Genomic DNA, 17,609 nt, shown 5'->3' on the forward strand with positions numbered 1-17,609 from the left:
TGCGTGAGTGGATTTGCGATCCACTCACGCTTATGTAGTGCGGCTTGAAGGCGAAGGGATATGCGGATTTGTTGTCCGCCGTGCCCCTTTGACTCAGAAGTTTCCCGCCATGGACTCCGGAAGGGAGAAGCGGATGTCGACGCGGCGCTCCATGGCGTAGGCGTCTACATCGCCTCGGGCTGCCTGGGAATAGGTGGAGCCGAGTGCGCTGCGGCTGATTCTTGAGGCATCAACTCCCAGCGATACCAAAGCCTCTTCCACACTCAGGGCGCGTTGATCGGACAGTACATTGTTGTAGCCGTCGCTGCCGCGAGGATCTGCGTGTCCCTCCAGGTGAATTTGCAGGTGGGGGTGGCGCTTTAGGAAGTCAGCCATGGCACTCAGCTGGTGCATTTGGCCCTCCTGAAGCTTGTCCTCCCCAGTGGTAAACAGCATTTGGAATTGCAGTGAATCCAGGGCCAGTTGGCTGGCGTCGTTCGCGGACAGTTGAGCCGCATCCAATTGCTGTGCCAGGTTGCTGAGCTCTGCACGGCTCTCTGTCAGTTGTGTTGCCAGCATATCTGCCTCGTCTGCTTGCTTGATCTGCTCTCCGAGCCAGGCTCCGCCGAGTGCTCCGGCGATAAAGCCAACGGGCCCACCCAATGCTGCACCGGCAATTGCAGAGCCGGTAAAGACTGAGGCCTGCTTGGCCGGAGTCAAATTGGATTCGTTTTGTTCCTTAGCGTGGGCTCCGGTGGCAATCAGAGAACCCAGGGCGACGGCCATCACTACTTTTTTCATTGTTCTGCTCCTTAGCGGCTTTTCTTACTCGTGTGGGCCTGTTCTGTTGTGGCCCGTTTGAGTGTTATTAAAAAGCTCCAAGGAGGCGCTGGCGTGGCGCAGCTATGACCAACTGCGGCTCAATTGTGGCGAAATATGGCGATCGCTCCGAAACCCAGCTCAGAAGCTGGAAGGGGCTGGGCGACCGCAGTTATAGCAGGGGGTGGATGGACAGACGGGGCTGGGGCCATCAACAGCTGCTATGTACCGCACAATTGCCAGAACCAGGGCAATAATCAAAGCACTAATGGTCATCCCTTCTCTCCCCGCACCACCAGCTCCATGGGTGGCGCGACTAGCTCGCTCTTAGTATAGGCTCGCGGTTCCGCAGTCGCAGGGCCTCAGCTCTGTAGAGGAGCCCATATATCCCCAGGTTTTGGGGTAGACTTGCCGGCCAACAAGTTTCAACTTTCGCCAGGAGTCCGAGTTTTGTCGCAGTCATCCCCAGCTCAGGAACAGGCAGTCGAAAAATCTGGTGCTTCCAGATTGCTGCGGGGCAGTTCCGTTGTCGGTGCTGCCACTATGCTGTCGCGAGTGGCCGGGCTGGTTCGCGACGTGGCACTGGCCCGCTTTGCCGGTGCGGGCGATGCTGCCGATGCCTTTTTTGTCGCATTCAAGATTCCCAACTTTTTCCGCCGCTTATTTGCCGAAGGTGCATTTGCCCAGGCCTTTGTGCCGGTACTGGCCGAATACCGCCAAAAGGGCGGTAAGGCGGCTGCGCGAGAGTTAAATGACCGGGTTGCTGGCGCCCTTGGCGGCGTACTTTTGTTGGTTACTCTGTTTGGTGTTCTCTGCGCTCCACTAGTTACGGGTATTTTTGCTTTTGGTTGGTGGTGGGACGGCAGTGAGCGTGAGAAGTTCGATCTCGCTACCGATATGTTGCAGATCACCTTTCCCTATTTAATGCTGATTTCCCTGGCGGGATTTACCGGGGCAATACTCAATACTTTCGATCGTTTTGCGATTCCGGCGCTAACCCCAGTGATGCTTAACCTGGTTTTGATTGCTGCGGCGACTGTTGCTACCAGCTGGTTTGATCCGCAAATTATGGCGCTGGCTTGGGGCGTTTTTGTTGCGGGGGTGGTGCAGCTGCTGTTTCAACTGCCTTTTCTCGCTCGTGAAGGTTTGCTGCCTAGCCCTAAGTGGGATTGGCAGCACAAAGGAGTGCGTAAAATTTTACGCCTGATGGCGCCGGCGATTTTTGGTGTGTCAGTGACCCAGATCAGCCTGGTGATGGACACCCTGCTGGCTTCATTCCTGCCCAGCGGCAGTGTTTCCTGGCTCTATTTTTCCGACCGCCTCACCGAGTTGCCCCTGGGGGTGTTTGGGGTTGCAGTGGCCACGGTGATTCTGCCGAGCTTGTCGCGCCAGCACACTGACGGAGACCCCCGCCGGTTTCGTCATACCCTCGACTGGGCTTTGCGCAGTGTCACGCTAATTTCCCTGCCCGCTTCTGTAGCCTTGGTGGTACTGGCTGAGCCGCTCCTGACAACCCTTTTTCAGTATGGGCAGATGCAGCCGCGCGATATGCAAATGGCCGCCTGGTCCCTGCGCGCTTATGCCATGGGGTTGTTGGCGTTTATGCTGATTAAAGTGCTGGCGCCGGGCTATTTTGCCCGCCAGGATACCTACACCCCAGTGCGCTTTGGCTTAATCGCTATCTCGGCCAAAATGGTGTTGAGCCTGCTGTTTGTGATACCGCTTAACTACTACTTCAAGCTCGGCCATATGGGCCTGGCACTGGCTACGGCTTGTCAGGCCGCTATTAACGCCTGGCTCCTCTATAAAGGCCTGCGTCGAGATGATGTCTATAAACCTGAGGCTGGGTGGGGCACTTACCTGGTAAGGTTGCTTCTGGCGAATTTGGCGATGGTTGCGATTTTGCTCGGGGCCCTGCACCTGTGGTCACAGTGGAGTGAATGGGCCTGGTATGACCGCGCCTGGCGTATGGGGCTAATAGTGGCTGCTGGGGGAGCGACCTATCTGTCAGTTTTACTAGTTTCGGGATTGCGCCCCCGCCACTTCCGCGCCACAAGTTAGTTTATTAAGTGGGCATATCTGGATAAATATGGCCTCTGGCCGCCCAGTGGGAATCCGCTATACTGTGCGGCTCGATTTTATGAGGATGGGAAAATCGCTTTGGCCCAGGAGCGCGAACTAATTCGCGGGTTGCACAACCTGCGCCCCCGCCACCGGGGAAGCGTGGCGACAATCGGCTCGTTCGATGGTGTACACCTCGGTCACCAGGCGATTATTGCGCAGCTCAAGCAGCGCGCGCAGGAACATGATCTGCCCTCGGTGGCGATTATCTTTGAGCCCCAGCCACATGAGTTCTTCTCTGGGGAAAGGGCGCCCGCGCGTCTGATGCGCTTTAAAGAGAAGGTATTGGCGCTATTTGATGCTGGTGCCGACCGGGTGTTGTGCCTGCAGTTTAACGAGAAACTGCGCAACCTGAGTGCCGATGCCTTTGTGCGCCGTATTCTGGTGGACGGCCTTGGAATCCGCCATTTGGTGGTGGGAGACGATTTCCGCTTCGGCTGTGATCGCAGTGGCGATTATCAATTCCTTCAGGGCGCCGGGGCCGAAAATGGATTCACGGTGGAAGACACGGCTACGCTTGAGGTTCGCGGAGCCCGGGTGAGTAGCACCCGCATCCGCGAAGCGTTGCAGCGGGGCGAATTTGAGTTGGCCGAGGCCTTACTCGGACGCCCTTACAGTATTACCGGACGGGTTGCCCCCGGCCGCGCCTTGGGCCGGCAACTGGGTGCTCCCACAGCCAATGTGCGTTTGCACCGCTACCGCTCCCCGCTGGTTGGCGTTTACACCGTTCGCACCAAAGCCGCGAATGGAAGTGAACTCGCAGCTGGGCGGCCGGAAATTGACGGTGTTGCCAATGTGGGATTTCGCCCGACAGTTGAGGGAGAGGGCGCCCGGCCACTACTGGAAGTCAACTTGTTTGATTTTGATGGCAACCTCTACGGGAAAGAACTAGCGGTAGAGTTTTGCCACAAACTTCGCAATGAAGAGAAGTTTGCCTCCCTGGAAATCCTCAAAGCCCGCATCGCTCAGGATATTGACGATGCTAAAGACTGGTTTGTGCAAAACCCCAAGGGACACTAACCGGTGTATAGACGATGAATTATTCTCTACTAGAGCTGAAGTAGACATCCAATGACTGATTATAAAGTGACCTTAAACCTGCCTGAGACCGACTTTCCTATGCGCGGCAATCTGCCCCAGCGCGAGCCGGCTATTTTAAAGAAGTGGCAGGAAACCAAGCTCTACGAAAAAATCCGCGAAGCGCGGGAGGGGCGCGAGCAGTTTATCCTGCACGACGGTCCTCCCTATGCCAACGGGGATATTCACATAGGTCACTCGGTCAACAAGATTCTCAAAGATATTATTATCAAGTCGAAAACCCTGAGCGGTTTTGACGCTCCCTATGTGCCTGGCTGGGACTGCCACGGCCTGCCGATTGAGCACCGCGTCGAGAAAAAGATTGGCAAGGCTGGCGCAAAGGTGGATCACAAAACTTTCCGCCAGAAGTGCCGCGAATACGCAGCCAAGCAGGTGGACGGACAGAAGAAAGACTTTATTCGCCTGGGGGTGTTCGGTGAATGGGACAATCCCTACCGCACCATGGATTTCCAATTTGAAGGCGATATCATCCGAGCGCTTGGGCAAGTGGTCAAAAATGGCCATTTGGCACGGGGTTTCAAGCCTGTGTACTGGAGCGTTGTGGGCGGATCAGCCCTGGCGGAAGCGGAAGTGGAGTATCAGGATAAAATCTCCTACTCCATTTACGTTTGCTATCCGGCGACGGAAGAGACATCCCTGGCTATCGCCGATGCGGCAGGTGGACACGCGGGTGAAGGCCCCCTATCCGTTGTTATCTGGACCACAACCCCCTGGACGCTTCCTTCAAGCCAAGCGGTTTCTGTCAATGCTGAGCTGGAATATGTTGTGGTGCAAACGGCTGAGCGCCGATTGCTCGTTGCCGAAGCACTCAAGGATGCCGTATTGGAGAAGGCGGGGCTCGAAGGTGAAGTGGTAGGCCGTATTCGCGGTGCCGCCTTGGAGCACCTGAAGCTAAACCATCCTTTCTACGAGAAGCAATTGCCGATGATCCTCGGCGACCATGTCACCACTGATGCAGGTACAGGCTGTGTACACACTGCGCCGGACCATGGTCCCGATGACTTCCAGGTGGGCAAGCGCTACGGCATCGATACCCTGAACTATATCGATGACAATGGCGTATACCGCGATATGGTACCGCTGTTTGCCGGTGAGCACGTCTACAAGGTGGACGACAAAATTGTGGCCCTGTTACAGGAGCGCGGAGTACTTCTGCACCAGGGTAAGATGGAGCACAGCTACCCCCACTGCTGGCGCACCAAGACGCCGCTTATTTACCGCGCAACTCCGCAGTGGTTTGTGAGCATGCAGCAGAATGACCTTCTGGAGAATGCACAGAAGGCAGCGGATGAAGTTCAGTGGATCCCCGGTTGGGGCAAGGCTCGTATCGATGCCATGCTCGACGGCAGCCCGGATTGGTGTATTTCCCGCCAGCGTACCTGGGGCGTGCCCATCGCTTTGTTTGTTCACAAAGAGACCCATGAAATCCACCCGGACACTCCCGCTTTGATGGACAAAGTGGCTGAAAAGGTCGATGCCGAGGGTATGGATGTTTGGTTTGACCTGGACCCGCAGGAACTCCTGGGAGATGAGGCAGACCAATATCAAAAGGTTACCGACACCCTGGATGTCTGGTTCGATTCAGGTGTGACTCATTACGCCGTACTGGAGCGCCGCAACGGCCTGCGTTTCCCGGCAGATCTGTACCTTGAGGGCTCTGATCAGCACCGAGGCTGGTTCCAGTCTTCACTGAAGACCTCCATCGCTATCAACGATTGTGCCCCTTATAAGCAAGTGTTGACCCACGGTTTCACGGTAGATGCACAGGGACGGAAAATGTCCAAGTCCATCGGCAATACCGTTGCACCACTGGATGTAATCAACAAGTTGGGTGCAGATGTATTGCGCCTTTGGGTTTCCGCCACAGACTTCAGTGGTGAAATGGCGGTTTCCGATGAGATCCTGAAACGCACAGCGGACTCTTACCGTCGCTTGCGCAATACGGCTCGTTTCTTCCTGTCCAACCTGGCTGGGTTTGACCCGGAAAAAGATTTATTGCCGGAAAGTGAACTTCTGGCGCTGGATCGCTGGGCGCTGGATAAGGCTGCGCGTCTACAGGATGAAATTATCGCGGCTTACGATAACTACCAGTTCCACCAAATCTACCAGAAGTTACATAACTTCTGTGTCGTGGAAATGGGTGGCTTCTACCTGGATATCATCAAAGATCGCCAGTACACCACTAAAGAGGACAGTACTGCACGCCGCTCTGCGCAAACTGCCCTCTATCATATTGTTCAGGCATTTGTTCGCTGGATTGCGCCTATCCTGAGCTTTACCGCAGAAGAACTGTGGCAGTTTATTCCCGGTGCCAAAGCGGACAGCATCTTTATTGAAGAATGGTATTCGCTGCCGAAGCTGCCCGCAGACTCGGTTAAAGGTGCGGACTATTGGGCCGCCATCGCCGAAGTAAAAACTGCGGTAAACAAGGTGCTTGAAGAGCAGCGTGGAGCTGGTGCTATTGGCGGCTCCCTGCAAGCGGCGGTGACTCTGTTCGCCGAGGATGACCTGCGTGAAAAGCTCTTGGAGCTCGAAGACGAGTTGCGCTTTGTTTTGATTTGCTCCTCCACTTCTGTACAGCCACTCAGCGATGCTGCCGGTGCAGAGTCCACAGAGCTGGAAGGATTGAAAGTCAGCGTAAGCAAAGTGGATCACCCCAAGTGTGCGCGCTGTTGGCATTACCGTGCCGATGTGGGTGTATCAGCAGAGTATCCAGACATTTGTGAGCGCTGCGTGGAAAACGTTTCTGGTGAAGGAGAAGTGAGGCACTATGCCTAGTTCCAACCCTGTTTGGGGGCATCCATGGCGCTGGTACTGGCTGGCGCTGGTGGTGGTTGTCCTCGATATCGCCAGCAAAGTCTGGGCCGTGGATATGTTTATGCACGGCCCATCAATGCAAATTATTCCCGGCTTGCTGCAATTTACTTATGCGGAAAACTACGGTGCCGCCTTTAGCTTCCTGTCTGATGCTGGGGGGTGGCAGCGGTGGTTTTTCGGAATTATTGCCTTTGTATTTAGCGTTGTTGTCAGTGTTTGGCTATGGCGCTTGCCGGCAACAAAGCGCTGGGAACCCTGTGCCCTGGCGCTAATTCTGGGGGGGGCCTTGGGCAACCTTTGGGATCGAGTGCTGCTGGGTTACGTAAGGGATTTTATTTCGGTCTATTACGGCAACTGGCACTTCCCGGTATTCAATGTTGCGGATATGGGAATTAGTATCGGCGCTGCAATGCTGGTTATTGAGCTACTTTTTTTTGCAGAAAAAGAAAGTGGCAAAGCAAAAAATAACGTGGAAGTCTAACGAACTATGAGTAATGCCGTTATCGGTGAACACTGCCGGGTGACACTGCACTTTAGCCTGAAATTGGATGATGGCACTGAGGTGGATTCAACCTTCAAAGGTGACCCAGCCTCTTTCAGTGTTGGCGATGGCAGTTTGCTGCCGGGCTTTGAAAAAGCGCTTTTTGGTTTAAAAGCGGGGGATGAAGCCGAGATCGAGATACCGCCGGAGATAGGATTTGGTCAGCGCAACCCGGAAAACCTGCAAAAGGTGCGCCGGGATACCTTTTCTCCCGATATGGAGCTGGAGCGCGGGTTGGTAGTCTCTTTTGACAATGGCAGCGGCGAACTCCCCGGAGTAATCAGTGAGATTGGTGAGGACGATGTTACTGTCGACTTTAACCATCCATTGGCCGGCCAAACGTTAAATTTCCATGTAAAAATTATTGCGGTGGATTCGATCCAATAGGGTCGGGGTCCCCCTTTGTCGCAAGTAGGGTGCTGAAGTAGACATGCAAATCCGAATGGCTAACCCCCGGGGCTTTTGTGCCGGTGTTGATCGGGCAATTGATATTGTGAATCGTGCCCTGGATGTATTTGGTGCGCCGATCTATGTCCGCCATGAGGTGGTGCACAATAAATTTGTGGTGGAAAGTCTGAAAGAGCGAGGTGCGGTCTTTGTCGATGAACTCGATGAAGTGCCCGATGATGTTATCGTTATCTTCAGTGCTCACGGTGTTTCAAAAGCTGTGCAGCGCGAAGCTGAAGAGCGCGGCCTGCGTGTATTCGATGCTACTTGCCCGCTGGTTACCAAGGTGCATATTGAAGTGAGTAAGTTCAGCACCGACGGTGCTGAATGCATACTTATCGGCCACGCCGGGCACCCGGAAGTGGAGGGCACAATGGGGCAGTATGACAACTCTGCTGGCGGTGCCATCTACCTGGTTGAAGACGAAGAGGATGTTGCGAAGTTAACTGTTAAAGACGAGAGTAATCTCGCCTATGTTACCCAAACAACACTATCCATGGATGATACCGCTCGAGTCATTGATGCCCTGAGAGTGCGCTTTCCTGAAATTCGTGGCCCCCGAAAAGATGATATCTGTTACGCAACCCAGAATCGCCAGGATGCGGTAAAGCAGCTGGCTCTGGAAAGTGACCTGGTCCTTGTTGTTGGTAGCCCGAATAGTTCTAACTCTAATCGCCTGCGTGAACTCGCTGAACGCTGTGGTGCTGCTGCCAAATTGATCGATGGTGCGGATGATATCGATGCGGATTGGCTTCAGGATAAGTCGGCCATAGGAATCACGGCAGGAGCCTCGGCACCGGAAGTTTTGGTACAAGGAGTGATTGGCCGACTGCAACAACTTGGTGCGAGCCTTCCTGAAGAAATGGATGGGCGAGCTGAAAATATACGATTTTCCCTGCCTAAAGAACTCAAATAATCAAAACTTCTCGCGCCTCCTTTCCCTTTGGTTTTAGGAGGCTAGGAGCATTGGCTTTGATTCGCCTGCTCGACTCTCAGGCGACCGCTGTGAAACAATATCAGGGCTAGGCCCTGTGATCCATCAAGGCTGCAAACATAGAGACTTCCCATTTGTAATGCGCCTTGAGGAGAGCCTGCCTTGCGACTTTCACCGGTTCCAATAAAGGAAATGTAATCTCTAAGTGGAGAGTTAGATAGAACCTGCACTTTATCTAATCTAGCCCCAGACATTACTAGAGTGTCTCTTTCACCGCGGGAACCGTCATTGTCGGCATCGACAAAAATCTCCCACCCAAGATCCCAGCTTCCTGAGTTACGCATAGTGACGCGCTGATTCTTCACAACAGCCGTATTTCTTGTTAGCTGTATAGCGCTAATTAGCTCCTCACCCGCAAGCTCTAACTGTGTTTTTTCAATAATCTGCGTAAAGCTTGGCAGACCGACAAATAGAAGTATGGATAAAATACAAAGTGTGATTAGTAGCTCAAGTAACGTAAATCCCCGCTGAGTCATGATTCCCTCCCGGGATTATTAGACGCAGGTCTCATTTAAATGACCATTGAATCTGCTGGAAAGGCCGTTAGTCGGTTTGATCTGGTTTGATAACGAAGTGAAATGCTACTTTCCCGACTATATCCACGGTCTTTTTCTCTTTCTAGATGTTTGGCGGTAAAGTGAACTCTGAATTATTGGCACAGGCGTTTGAAATAGATGCAGTTTAGAAACACAGATCCGGGAAATCTTCCCCGGAAGCAATATGGATTTACTCTGATAGAGATGATGACCACACTGGTGGTTTTATCTGTACTCATTGGTATTGCAGTCCCAAAGTTCACAGATATGATCAACAACAGCCGTTCAGTGGCTTTGGCTGAGGACTTTATAGGGGCCCTTAATTACTCGCGCTCGGAGGCCATTAGACGTGGGGAGAGGGTTTCTATCTGTGCGAGTACAAATGGGGCTAGCTGTGGAGCTGCAAATACTTGGGACCAGGGATGGATAGTATTTGTTGACAGCGCGGCTACCGATAAGGCTGGTACGCCCGTTGTCGATACAGTTTTAAGAGTGTGGGATGTTGATGATCCAGATGCTTCTATTACGGTTGATCAGGGTGCAGCTACAAATTTTATCCGCTACACAAGCCTGGGTACTCTAGGGCGCTTTACTGATACTACTATAGTTGCGAAAAACTCTAAATGTATTAGCAGTAACGCTAGAAGCATGACAGTTGGTGCAGCCGGCTTGATAACAGTAGCAAGAGCAGACTGCTAAAGGAGATGAGGTGAAATTATTAAATTCCCAGCGTGGAGTTGGATTAATCGAAGTTCTAGTAACCGTATTAATCCTTTCCACATCACTGCTTGGCTTGGCAGCGCTGCAAAACAAAGCGCTGCAATACAATCACAGTGCCTACATGCGCTCACAGGCGAATATTCTGGCTCAAGATGTATTTGAGCGTTTAAGGGCTAATCGTGAGAATTTATCAGACTATGAGATAGATGTTGATGATCCCACGCCAAGTTCGAGTTCAAACCGCGCTGATATTGATTTAGGTGAGTGGCGAAACTTATTGTCAGATCTCCTCCCGGCGGGTACGGGGGGAATTAGTTGTGATGTAAATGATGTGTGTACGGTAATTGTCCAGTGGGGGGAGGAGGATTCCACTGGCACTGGTGATGATGAAGGTACCAGTAGCTTTCAATATATGACAATAATTTAGTGGAAATTGTAATGTTTAAGCAGCGAGGAATCTCACTTGTTGAACTCATGGTATCTATTACCGTTGGTTTGATATTGATGGCTGGAGTGGTACAGCTTTTTTTGTCGAGTAAAGTCACATTCACTACCCAGCAGGCCATCGCTAGGGTGCAGGAAACTGGACGCCTTGCAATTGATTTTATGAGTGAAGATATACGTATGGCCGGTTTTCTCGGCTGTATGAATGCCGCGACCGGTGATTTTGAAAACATATTAAATGATAGCGAATCAACGCTTTATAATTTTGCTGATCCCGCAGAGGGAATCGATCACGACCAAGTCGATCCAAGCTATCCAAACCATTCCGGAGATTCGGATGTTTTGTTGTTGCGAAGCGCGAATGAGGCGGCTGTGGCAGTAACTGGCGCAACATCGAGAGATCGATTTTATATTGAAAATACCGAAGTCGAAAAAGATGGCTGCGATGAAGGTAAAGATAAATACAGCGGTATTTGTGCCAGTGATATTGCGATAATTGCCGATTGTACAAAAGCGCTAGCTTTCCAAGTGACTGGGTTTGATAGTGGAAGTAGGCCTGGGGAGGTTGGGCTATACCACTCAGATGCCGATGGCTTTACACCGGGAAATAAAAAGGGCTATGGAGTCTTTAACGAAAGTGAAAAAAACCAAGGCCATTATTTCGATCAAGATGCACAGGTTTTTGTAACAACCAGTACATTTTATTATATCGATAATGGTACCTCCGGTCGCCCAAGTTTGTTTCGAGAGATAAATGGTGAATCTCAAGAACTCTTAACTGGAGTTGAACAAATGCAGATCACTTACGGCTTGGATACTAATAACCCAGATGAGTTTAAGACCGCAAAAGAAATTTCCAGTAAAGGCTGGGAAAGATTAGTCAGTATTAGGGTGGAGTTATTGGTTTCCTCAGACGACGATAATGTACTTCAGGACACGCAGCTATACAGTTTCAATGGAGAGGAGGATCTCGATCCAGGCGATAGGCGCCTGCGCCAGGTCTTCACGAGTATTGTATCTCTCCGTAGCCGTAGTTTGCCGTAATTGGAGGTAGGGAAATGAAAGAAAGACCTTATGTTAAAAGCCTGCAACAGCAAGGTGGGGCAACATTGCTTGTTGGGCTGATTATTTTACTACTGATGACTTTTATCGGGCTGGCGGCGATTCGCGGAAGTGGTATGCAGGAGTTAATGGCCGGTAATATGCGCGATCGCCAGCTTGCATTCCAGGCGGCTGAAGCTGCATTGCGGGTTGCTGAAGTTAGGCTGGTAGAGGACTTTGACCGTTCGATAAGCCAGCTTTACGATGGAACTAATGTTGGATATGTTGAAGAAATGGACGGCTCTTCTGCGACTGAGTTTTGGCTGGATTATGACTGGGACAGCGTCTCGGTTTCGACCGATCTCGAACTCAGTGGGGTTGCCAGCCAGCCGGTTTATGTCGTCGAGAGATTTAAGGGGGCAAAGTGGAATGCTAATGACGGTGGCTGTATTGATCAGGCTTGCTTAGCTGGTGAAGAGCCGCCAGAGTACTACCGAATTACCAGTCGCGGTGTCGGCGGTAGCGATAGTACCGTAGTAATTCTCCAGTCTAATGCTGTTCGTTAATAATTTGCGCTTGGAATAATGATTATGATTAGTCTTGTAAAAAAATTAAAAAGCGCCTCGACAATTACGGCCGCATTTTTAAGTTTAGGAATATCACATAGTGCGGTATCTATTGATTTTTCCCAACAGCCACTGTTTTTAAGTACTTCTGTTGATCCAAATATTATGTTTATTTTGGATGACTCTGGATCAATGCAATTTGAAGTTACTCCCTCGGAAATTACCGACTATTTTTATGTTCCTGTACATAGAAGAGGTCGTACTTATAACGACTCTTATCCGGTCCGTTATACCTTTCCGCAGACTGAGGCTGGCAGTAGTAATTCTGCTGTGCGATTAACGCCCTGCCCTTACAATAGCTCTTCGACTTCCGGTTGTGATTATTGGAATGGCTCCAATGATAAACAGACAATAGCAAAATTTGACAGTGACAATAAATGGGCTGCCTATTATCGCTCTTCATACAATAACAAATCTTATTATGATCCGACTATTTTGTATCTTCCATGGGCTGAGGAGGATGAAAATGGCAATGAATTTTCTGATGCAAATCCTCAGAAGGCATATCACAATCCGTATGATACCTCTAAAGGCTGGCGCAACCTCACGGTAAATAATACGCAGAGTGCAAATTGTTGGATAAAAAATAGCGCTACTAAGGATTCAAGTAATTCATCAAGCAATCTGTGTGAGAGCGGAGACCTTACTTTCTATCCCGCTACCTATTTTAATTATAAAGGTACAGCTTCATCAGACGTTTATTTGTCTAGTAGCTATGATCGCATCCAAATTAAGAATGATGGAAGTACCTATGCGGGGGGCAGTGCGCGAACGGACTGTGCAGATTCAAGTGCTTGTACCTATGCAGAGGAAATTCAGAATTTTGCTAACTGGTATAGCTACCATCGCTCTCGTGTATTGATGTCCCGGGCAGGGATCGGACATGCTTTTTCAGCTCAAGGGGAGGGGTTGCGCGTAGGTTTTGGTACACTTAATACTGGTAGTAAAACTATTGATGGCTATAGCACTGATGTGGTCCTAGAGGGGGTGCGAACTTTTAAGGATACCGATAGAGAGAATTTCTTTGAGAGACTGTATGGAACAACGATTCCTTCAGAAGGGACTCCTTTATTAAACGCTCTGGAAGCAGCGGGTAAGTACTACAGTCGCACGGATAGCAGGGGGCCTTGGTCTTCAACACCTGGAGAAAGCGGTAGCACTAGTTCAGATATAGCCTGTAGATCCAGCTATACCATTCTGATGACAGATGGTTATGGTAATGATTATGGTAGTGACGAGGTTAGTTACTACGGCAATGTGGATGGAGCCTATGGCGCGCCATTCTCTGATTCATATGCGAATACATTGGCAGATATTGCCATGCATTATTGGAAAACTGACTTAAACACCAATCTATCAAATAGTGTAAACCAAGCTGAAGGAAGTATTGATACAGCCACCTGGCAACATATGGTGACTTTTGGGGTTGCGCTTGGAGTTACAGGCAACGTTGACCCGACTACCGCATTTAATGCGATTGATACCAGTACCGCTATTTCCTGGGGAGATCCAGATCCCAGTTATACAGACTCCAATATTAATGCAAATAAATTAGACGATCTATTACATGCCTCTCTGAATAGTCGTGGAGGTTTCTACAGCGCAAGTGATTCCAAAACTTTCGCCGATCAACTAACCGCAGTATTAAGTAATATTAGCGGGCGCGCTGGATCGTCATCAGCGGTTGCTGCCAACTCCACTCGCTTGGGAACTGATACATTGGTTTTCCAAGCGCTATTTGATTCAAACGACTGGAGTGGTGAAGTCAAAGCTTTTGCGATGGATACAGATGGAGACTTGAGCGATACCCCTAAGTGGAGTACCTCGTCCTCAGGGAAAATACCCACGTCGGGTCGAACGATACTCACCTATGATGGCTCCGACACAGTGAGTTTTACTTGGAATAATTTAACAGACAAACAAAAATCAGCCCTGATTGGAACTGATAGTGATTCTGTCGGTGAGGAGCGTTTGGAATGGCTGTGGGGTAAATCGATCTCAGGAATGCGTAGCCGAACTTATTTGTTGGGTGATGTTGTTAATAGCAGCCCAGCATTAGCGGATAATAAGGATATGTATTATTCGTCTCTACCCACTTACCTTGGTGGAGACAAATACGCTTCTTACTTATCAGATACTAAAGAAGCTCGCTCGAAAGAAATTCTCTATGTGAGTGCCAACGATGGAATGTTGCATGGGCTAAACTCTGCCACTGGTGTCGAGGAGTTTGCTTATATACCATCGGGCGCTTATGAAAAGTTGGCTGATTTAACAGAGACTGATTACGGCACTGAATCTAACCCCCATGAGTATATTGTGGATGGTCCCTTATATGTAAGCGATGCCTACTTTAAGAAGGGCGCCAGTGAGTCATGGCGGAATATTTTAGTGGGCACTTACGGTGCTGGATCAGAGGGCCTGTTTGTTCTTGATGTAACTAACCCATCGAGCCCAGAAGTTCTGTTTGAACTGGATAGTTCAGATGATGACAGTATAGGAAATATTATTGGGCAACCGCTTATTGCGCCTACACCAGCGGGCTGGAAGTTAATTTTTGGAAATGGATACAACTCCGATAATGATGCTGCTTCATTAGTGATTGTTGACTTGGCTGATCCGAGCGATATTGAAGTATTAGAGGCCGGTAGCTCAACCAATAACGGTTTGGCTGGGCCATCACTATTACCTGATATCTACGGAATAGTTAGAGCTGCATATGCAGGTGATATTTACGGCAATATGTGGAAGTTTGATCTAAGCAGTGAATCTGAGAGCAGTTGGAAGGTTGCATTTGGAAGCGATTCATCCCCCGAGCCCCTATTCACTGCAAATGATATTAATGGCCGCCCACAGCCTATCACCGCAGCGCCAGTGCTGGGAGCCAATTCGAAGGTGGATAATGCTATTATGGTGTACTTTGGTACCGGTAGTTATTTATCTTCAGCTGATGACGGGGAAGGGGATGTGGTCCATACTTTTTATGGCATTGTTGATAACGACACTAATATCACATCTACAGATAGGTCAGAGTTGTTTGAGAAAACTATCTCAGAGTCTTCTGGTTCGAGAACCATTAACGGGGATAGCGATACCTCTTGGTGGGATACTAAAAAGGGATGGTATTTAGATTTTGGGGCGGTTTCTGGATCTACTGTAAATGTAACAGGTGAAAGAATTATCAGTAAGCCCCTATTAATTCGAGATCGCTTAATTTTTCCGACTCTAACTCCATCTAAGGATCCTTGTGCTTACGGTGCAACAGGCTGGACTATGGAACTTATTGGGCTAGGCGATCCCAGGTTTGCAAATGAGAGTATCCTGGATGAGCCCAACACGAAAGAAGATAGCGCTACCATCGCTTTTTCTGATGTTATTATTGCAGGGAAAAAAGTATTTATCCCTTACTCAGATACGTCAGGCTCTCCTGTGGACTCATTTGATGGCGCTTTGGAGCGATTAAATGATCGTTTATCTTGGCGGCAACCATAAAGAGTAGCATTTTATGAAGAATTCTAGTTTGAGTATAAATTACGGATTTACGTTAATAGAAGTTTTAGTGGTTGTTGCAATAATTGGAATCTTAGGGGCAATTGCTTACCCCTCCTATATGGATTCTGTTAGGAAAAGTAATCGTGCAGAGGCTAAAACTGAACTAAATGATGTGGCGCAGCGTTTGCAACGCTGCTTTACGGCTTTTAGCGCTTATGATGATGCTAACTGTTCTGTTGCCGGTGAAATATCTAGTGGGAATACCCTATCAACGGAAAATGACCTTTATTCTATTTCGGGTGTTCTAACGGCGACAACCTATACATTGACGGCAGCGCCTCAGTCGGGCTCGGTTCAAGCGGGTGACAGTAGCTGTGCTAGTTTTACTTTAACTCAGGCAGGTGTAAAAAGTGCTAGTAGTGGAGACTGTTGGTAATTCTTTGTGAAATTATAAGATAAATATTGAGTAGCTCTTTTTTATGGAGCTACTCAATCTAGCAGGTTAGGTTTCTAGACCTAATTTCTTTAGTCGATATCGAAGTGAGCGAAAGCTGATTCCAAGGCGCTCTGCTGCCGCAGTTCTATTCCATCTTGTCTTGCTTAGTGCGCTCTCTATAACTTCTTTTTCTATCTCTTGTAGATATTCATCAATCGTTGTGTATTGAGAGGACTCAAATAACTGTCGTGAAGGAACAGGCATGACGGGGAACTGGCTAAGCTCAGGAAGCTCTTTTGCTGATGCCGTATTTTGATCAAGCTTAAGGTCTGACTCTTTAATTTCTCTCTTTTCGCATAAAGTGAAAGCCCTTTCGAGAATATTTTCTAGCTGCCTAACATTTCCTGGAAAATGAAATTTTTGAAGGGCTAACATTGCTTGAGGATGTATTTTCGGTCGGGGTAGGCCGGACTTCCGTGCAATTCTTTGCATGAAAGCTTGTGCAAGAACAGGAATATCTTCAACACGATCACGTAGTGGAGGTATAGAGATCTCTATAACATTGATTCGATAGTAGAGGTCGCTACGAAAGCGCCCTTCCGCCACTTCAGTAGCTAGATTTTTATGAGTCGCGCTCAGAATGCGAATGTCAATAGGGATTTCCTGGTTTGCGCCAATAGGACGAACAGATTTTTCTTGTATAACCCTAAGTAGCTTGACTTGCATATCCAGGGGAAGGTCAGCGATTTCATCGAGAAACAGAGTTCCTCCCTCTGCACTTTGAAGTAAGCCGACCTTGTCCTTATAAGCGCCAGTAAAGCTACCTTTTCGATGCCCAAAAAACTCACTTTCTACTAATTCTTTTGGAATCGCTCCGCAATTAATCGGGACAAAAGGCTTATCAGCTCTGGCTCCGTGCTGATGGATGGATCGAGCTGCAAGCTCTTTCCCCGATCCGGATTCACCGCTGATAAATATAGGTGCATCACTGCGTGCAACTTTTGCCAGTTGATTCCTTAGTATACGCATGTTACCAGCATCACCCAATAACAACTCTGTGTCACTTTGGGTTAACTCGTCGCTTTGTTGATGATTCAACCGGAGGGCCAGTTGAGCAAGATTCCTTAAGCGCTCTAAATCAACAGGTTTACTAACAAAGTCAAATGCGCCCAGCTTCAATGCTTTGATTGCACTATCCATATTCCCGTGAGCGGTTATGACCGCTATAGGCAGATGTGTCTCGACAACTTGCTGAATATATTCAACCAGTTGTAAGCCATCGCCATCAGGAAGTCGTAAATCTGTGAGGCAAAATTGATAGCTATGGTTGTGTAGCAGTTCCTTTGCTTGTGCGAGCGTGCCTGCACTGTGACAGTCTACATCCATTCGCTTAAGTGTTAGGCTAATTAAGTTACAAATATCTGGTTCGTCGTCAACAACCAGTGCCAGAGGTCGCATTATTTCTTTGTCTTTTCTTGTTGCGGTGAAATTATTTGGCGGC

General features: G+C 49.3%; 16 protein-coding genes. 12 read left to right on the plus strand and 4 right to left on the minus strand.

From position 1 onward, the window contains the following. Window positions 1-93 precede the first annotated feature (93 nt). Window positions 94-780 carry an OmpA family protein gene (locus ACJJIQ_RS23215; protein ID WP_445363134.1) on the minus strand — a complete coding sequence of 229 codons (687 nt, stop codon included), beginning with the start codon at window positions 778-780 and terminating at the stop codon, window positions 94-96. A 159-nt stretch (window positions 781-939) separates the two neighbouring features. Then, window positions 940-1,074, minus strand: a complete 135-nt coding sequence (locus tag ACJJIQ_RS23220) for a hypothetical protein (protein ID WP_445363135.1) — start codon at window positions 1,072-1,074, stop codon at window positions 940-942. A gap of 174 nt (window positions 1,075-1,248) precedes the next feature. On the opposite strand from ACJJIQ_RS23220, the gene murJ reads away from it, so the two are divergent. The 6 genes from murJ to ispH all read left to right on the plus strand — a co-directional run bounded on the left by murJ (window position 1,249) and on the right by ispH (window position 8,738). Further along, window positions 1,249-2,859, plus strand: coding sequence for a murein biosynthesis integral membrane protein MurJ (murJ, locus tag ACJJIQ_RS23225; RefSeq protein ID WP_108731696.1), 1,611 nt, complete (start codon window positions 1,249-1,251; stop codon window positions 2,857-2,859). Window positions 2,860-2,958: 99 nt separating this feature from the next. Further along, the gene (gene ribF / locus ACJJIQ_RS23230; protein WP_445363136.1) at window positions 2,959-3,939 is read left to right on the plus strand and encodes a bifunctional riboflavin kinase/FAD synthetase; all 981 of its coding nucleotides are present in this window, start codon (window positions 2,959-2,961) and stop codon (window positions 3,937-3,939) included. A 51-nt stretch (window positions 3,940-3,990) separates the two neighbouring features. Next, complete coding sequence (gene ileS, locus ACJJIQ_RS23235; protein ID WP_445363137.1) at window positions 3,991-6,795, plus strand: isoleucine--tRNA ligase; 2,805 nt, start codon at window positions 3,991-3,993, stop codon at window positions 6,793-6,795. Beyond that, window positions 6,788-7,315: a signal peptidase II gene (gene lspA, locus ACJJIQ_RS23240; RefSeq protein ID WP_444895261.1), complete on the plus strand. Its 528-nt coding sequence runs from the start codon at window positions 6,788-6,790 to the stop codon at window positions 7,313-7,315. The genes ileS and lspA overlap by 8 nt, the downstream gene beginning before the upstream one ends. Before the next feature lie 6 nt (window positions 7,316-7,321). Further along, window positions 7,322-7,762: an FKBP-type peptidyl-prolyl cis-trans isomerase gene (locus ACJJIQ_RS23245; RefSeq protein ID WP_282934364.1), complete on the plus strand. Its 441-nt coding sequence runs from the start codon at window positions 7,322-7,324 to the stop codon at window positions 7,760-7,762. Between the two features lie 43 nt (window positions 7,763-7,805). After that, window positions 7,806-8,738 carry a 4-hydroxy-3-methylbut-2-enyl diphosphate reductase gene (gene ispH, locus ACJJIQ_RS23250; protein ID WP_445363138.1) on the plus strand — a complete coding sequence of 311 codons (933 nt, stop codon included), beginning with the start codon at window positions 7,806-7,808 and terminating at the stop codon, window positions 8,736-8,738. A 41-nt stretch (window positions 8,739-8,779) separates the two neighbouring features. Here the strand turns inward: ispH and ACJJIQ_RS23255 are convergent, their stop codons facing one another. Further along, window positions 8,780-9,292 carry a GspH/FimT family pseudopilin gene (locus ACJJIQ_RS23255; RefSeq protein WP_444895259.1) on the minus strand — a complete coding sequence of 171 codons (513 nt, stop codon included), beginning with the start codon at window positions 9,290-9,292 and terminating at the stop codon, window positions 8,780-8,782. 198 nt (window positions 9,293-9,490) lie between these two features. On the opposite strand from ACJJIQ_RS23255, the gene ACJJIQ_RS23260 reads away from it, so the two are divergent. From ACJJIQ_RS23260 to ACJJIQ_RS23285, 6 genes are read left to right on the plus strand one after another with little or no spacing between them, the layout of a single operon-like run. After that, on the plus strand, window positions 9,491-10,051 hold the full coding sequence (locus tag ACJJIQ_RS23260; RefSeq protein WP_444895258.1) for a GspH/FimT family pseudopilin: 561 nt from the start codon (window positions 9,491-9,493) through the stop codon (window positions 10,049-10,051). A 10-nt stretch (window positions 10,052-10,061) separates the two neighbouring features. Beyond that, entirely contained in the window at window positions 10,062-10,499 is a 438-nt protein-coding gene (gene pilV, locus ACJJIQ_RS23265; protein ID WP_444895257.1) for a type IV pilus modification protein PilV, read from the plus strand. Between the two features lie 11 nt (window positions 10,500-10,510). Continuing rightward, complete coding sequence (locus ACJJIQ_RS23270) at window positions 10,511-11,560, plus strand: PilW family protein (RefSeq protein WP_444895256.1); 1,050 nt, start codon at window positions 10,511-10,513, stop codon at window positions 11,558-11,560. A 14-nt stretch (window positions 11,561-11,574) separates the two neighbouring features. After that, the gene (locus ACJJIQ_RS23275) at window positions 11,575-12,123 is read left to right on the plus strand and encodes a pilus assembly PilX family protein (protein WP_444895255.1); all 549 of its coding nucleotides are present in this window, start codon (window positions 11,575-11,577) and stop codon (window positions 12,121-12,123) included. A 24-nt stretch (window positions 12,124-12,147) separates the two neighbouring features. Continuing rightward, on the plus strand, window positions 12,148-15,672 hold the full coding sequence (locus tag ACJJIQ_RS23280) for a pilus assembly protein (protein ID WP_444895254.1): 3,525 nt from the start codon (window positions 12,148-12,150) through the stop codon (window positions 15,670-15,672). A gap of 13 nt (window positions 15,673-15,685) precedes the next feature. Continuing rightward, complete coding sequence (locus tag ACJJIQ_RS23285; protein WP_445363139.1) at window positions 15,686-16,108, plus strand: type IV pilin protein; 423 nt, start codon at window positions 15,686-15,688, stop codon at window positions 16,106-16,108. A gap of 66 nt (window positions 16,109-16,174) precedes the next feature. On the opposite strand, the gene ACJJIQ_RS23290 is transcribed toward ACJJIQ_RS23285, so the two are convergent. After that, a complete protein-coding gene (locus ACJJIQ_RS23290; RefSeq protein WP_445364848.1) occupies window positions 16,175-17,566 on the minus strand; it encodes a sigma-54-dependent transcriptional regulator in 1,392 nt (463 codons plus the stop codon). Window positions 17,567-17,609 lie beyond the last annotated feature (43 nt).

The organism is Microbulbifer maximicatervae (SeqCode), assembly GCF_052468295.1.

Excerpts from the sequence above, each read along its gene's own strand:
- ACJJIQ_RS23215 (WP_445363134.1), bottom strand. The coding sequence starts at position 780 with ATGAAAAAAGTAGTGATGGCCGTCGCCCTGGGTTCTCTGATTGCCACC.
- ACJJIQ_RS23220 (WP_445363135.1), bottom strand. The coding sequence starts at position 1,074 with ATGACCATTAGTGCTTTGATTATTGCCCTGGTTCTGGCAATTGTGCGG.
- ileS (WP_445363137.1), top strand. The coding sequence starts at position 3,991 with ATGACTGATTATAAAGTGACCTTAAACCTGCCTGAGACCGACTTTCCT.
- lspA (WP_444895261.1), top strand. The coding sequence starts at position 6,788 with ATGCCTAGTTCCAACCCTGTTTGGGGGCATCCATGGCGCTGGTACTGG.
- ACJJIQ_RS23245 (WP_282934364.1), top strand. The coding sequence starts at position 7,322 with ATGAGTAATGCCGTTATCGGTGAACACTGCCGGGTGACACTGCACTTT.
- ispH (WP_445363138.1), top strand. The coding sequence starts at position 7,806 with ATGCAAATCCGAATGGCTAACCCCCGGGGCTTTTGTGCCGGTGTTGAT.
- ACJJIQ_RS23255 (WP_444895259.1), bottom strand. The coding sequence starts at position 9,292 with ATGACTCAGCGGGGATTTACGTTACTTGAGCTACTAATCACACTTTGT.
- ACJJIQ_RS23260 (WP_444895258.1), top strand. The coding sequence starts at position 9,491 with ATGCAGTTTAGAAACACAGATCCGGGAAATCTTCCCCGGAAGCAATAT.
- ACJJIQ_RS23270 (WP_444895256.1), top strand. The coding sequence starts at position 10,511 with ATGTTTAAGCAGCGAGGAATCTCACTTGTTGAACTCATGGTATCTATT.
- ACJJIQ_RS23275 (WP_444895255.1), top strand. The coding sequence starts at position 11,575 with ATGAAAGAAAGACCTTATGTTAAAAGCCTGCAACAGCAAGGTGGGGCA.
- ACJJIQ_RS23280 (WP_444895254.1), top strand. The coding sequence starts at position 12,148 with ATGATTAGTCTTGTAAAAAAATTAAAAAGCGCCTCGACAATTACGGCC.
- ACJJIQ_RS23285 (WP_445363139.1), top strand. The coding sequence starts at position 15,686 with ATGAAGAATTCTAGTTTGAGTATAAATTACGGATTTACGTTAATAGAA.
- ACJJIQ_RS23290 (WP_445364848.1), bottom strand. The coding sequence starts at position 17,566 with ATGCGACCTCTGGCACTGGTTGTTGACGACGAACCAGATATTTGTAAC.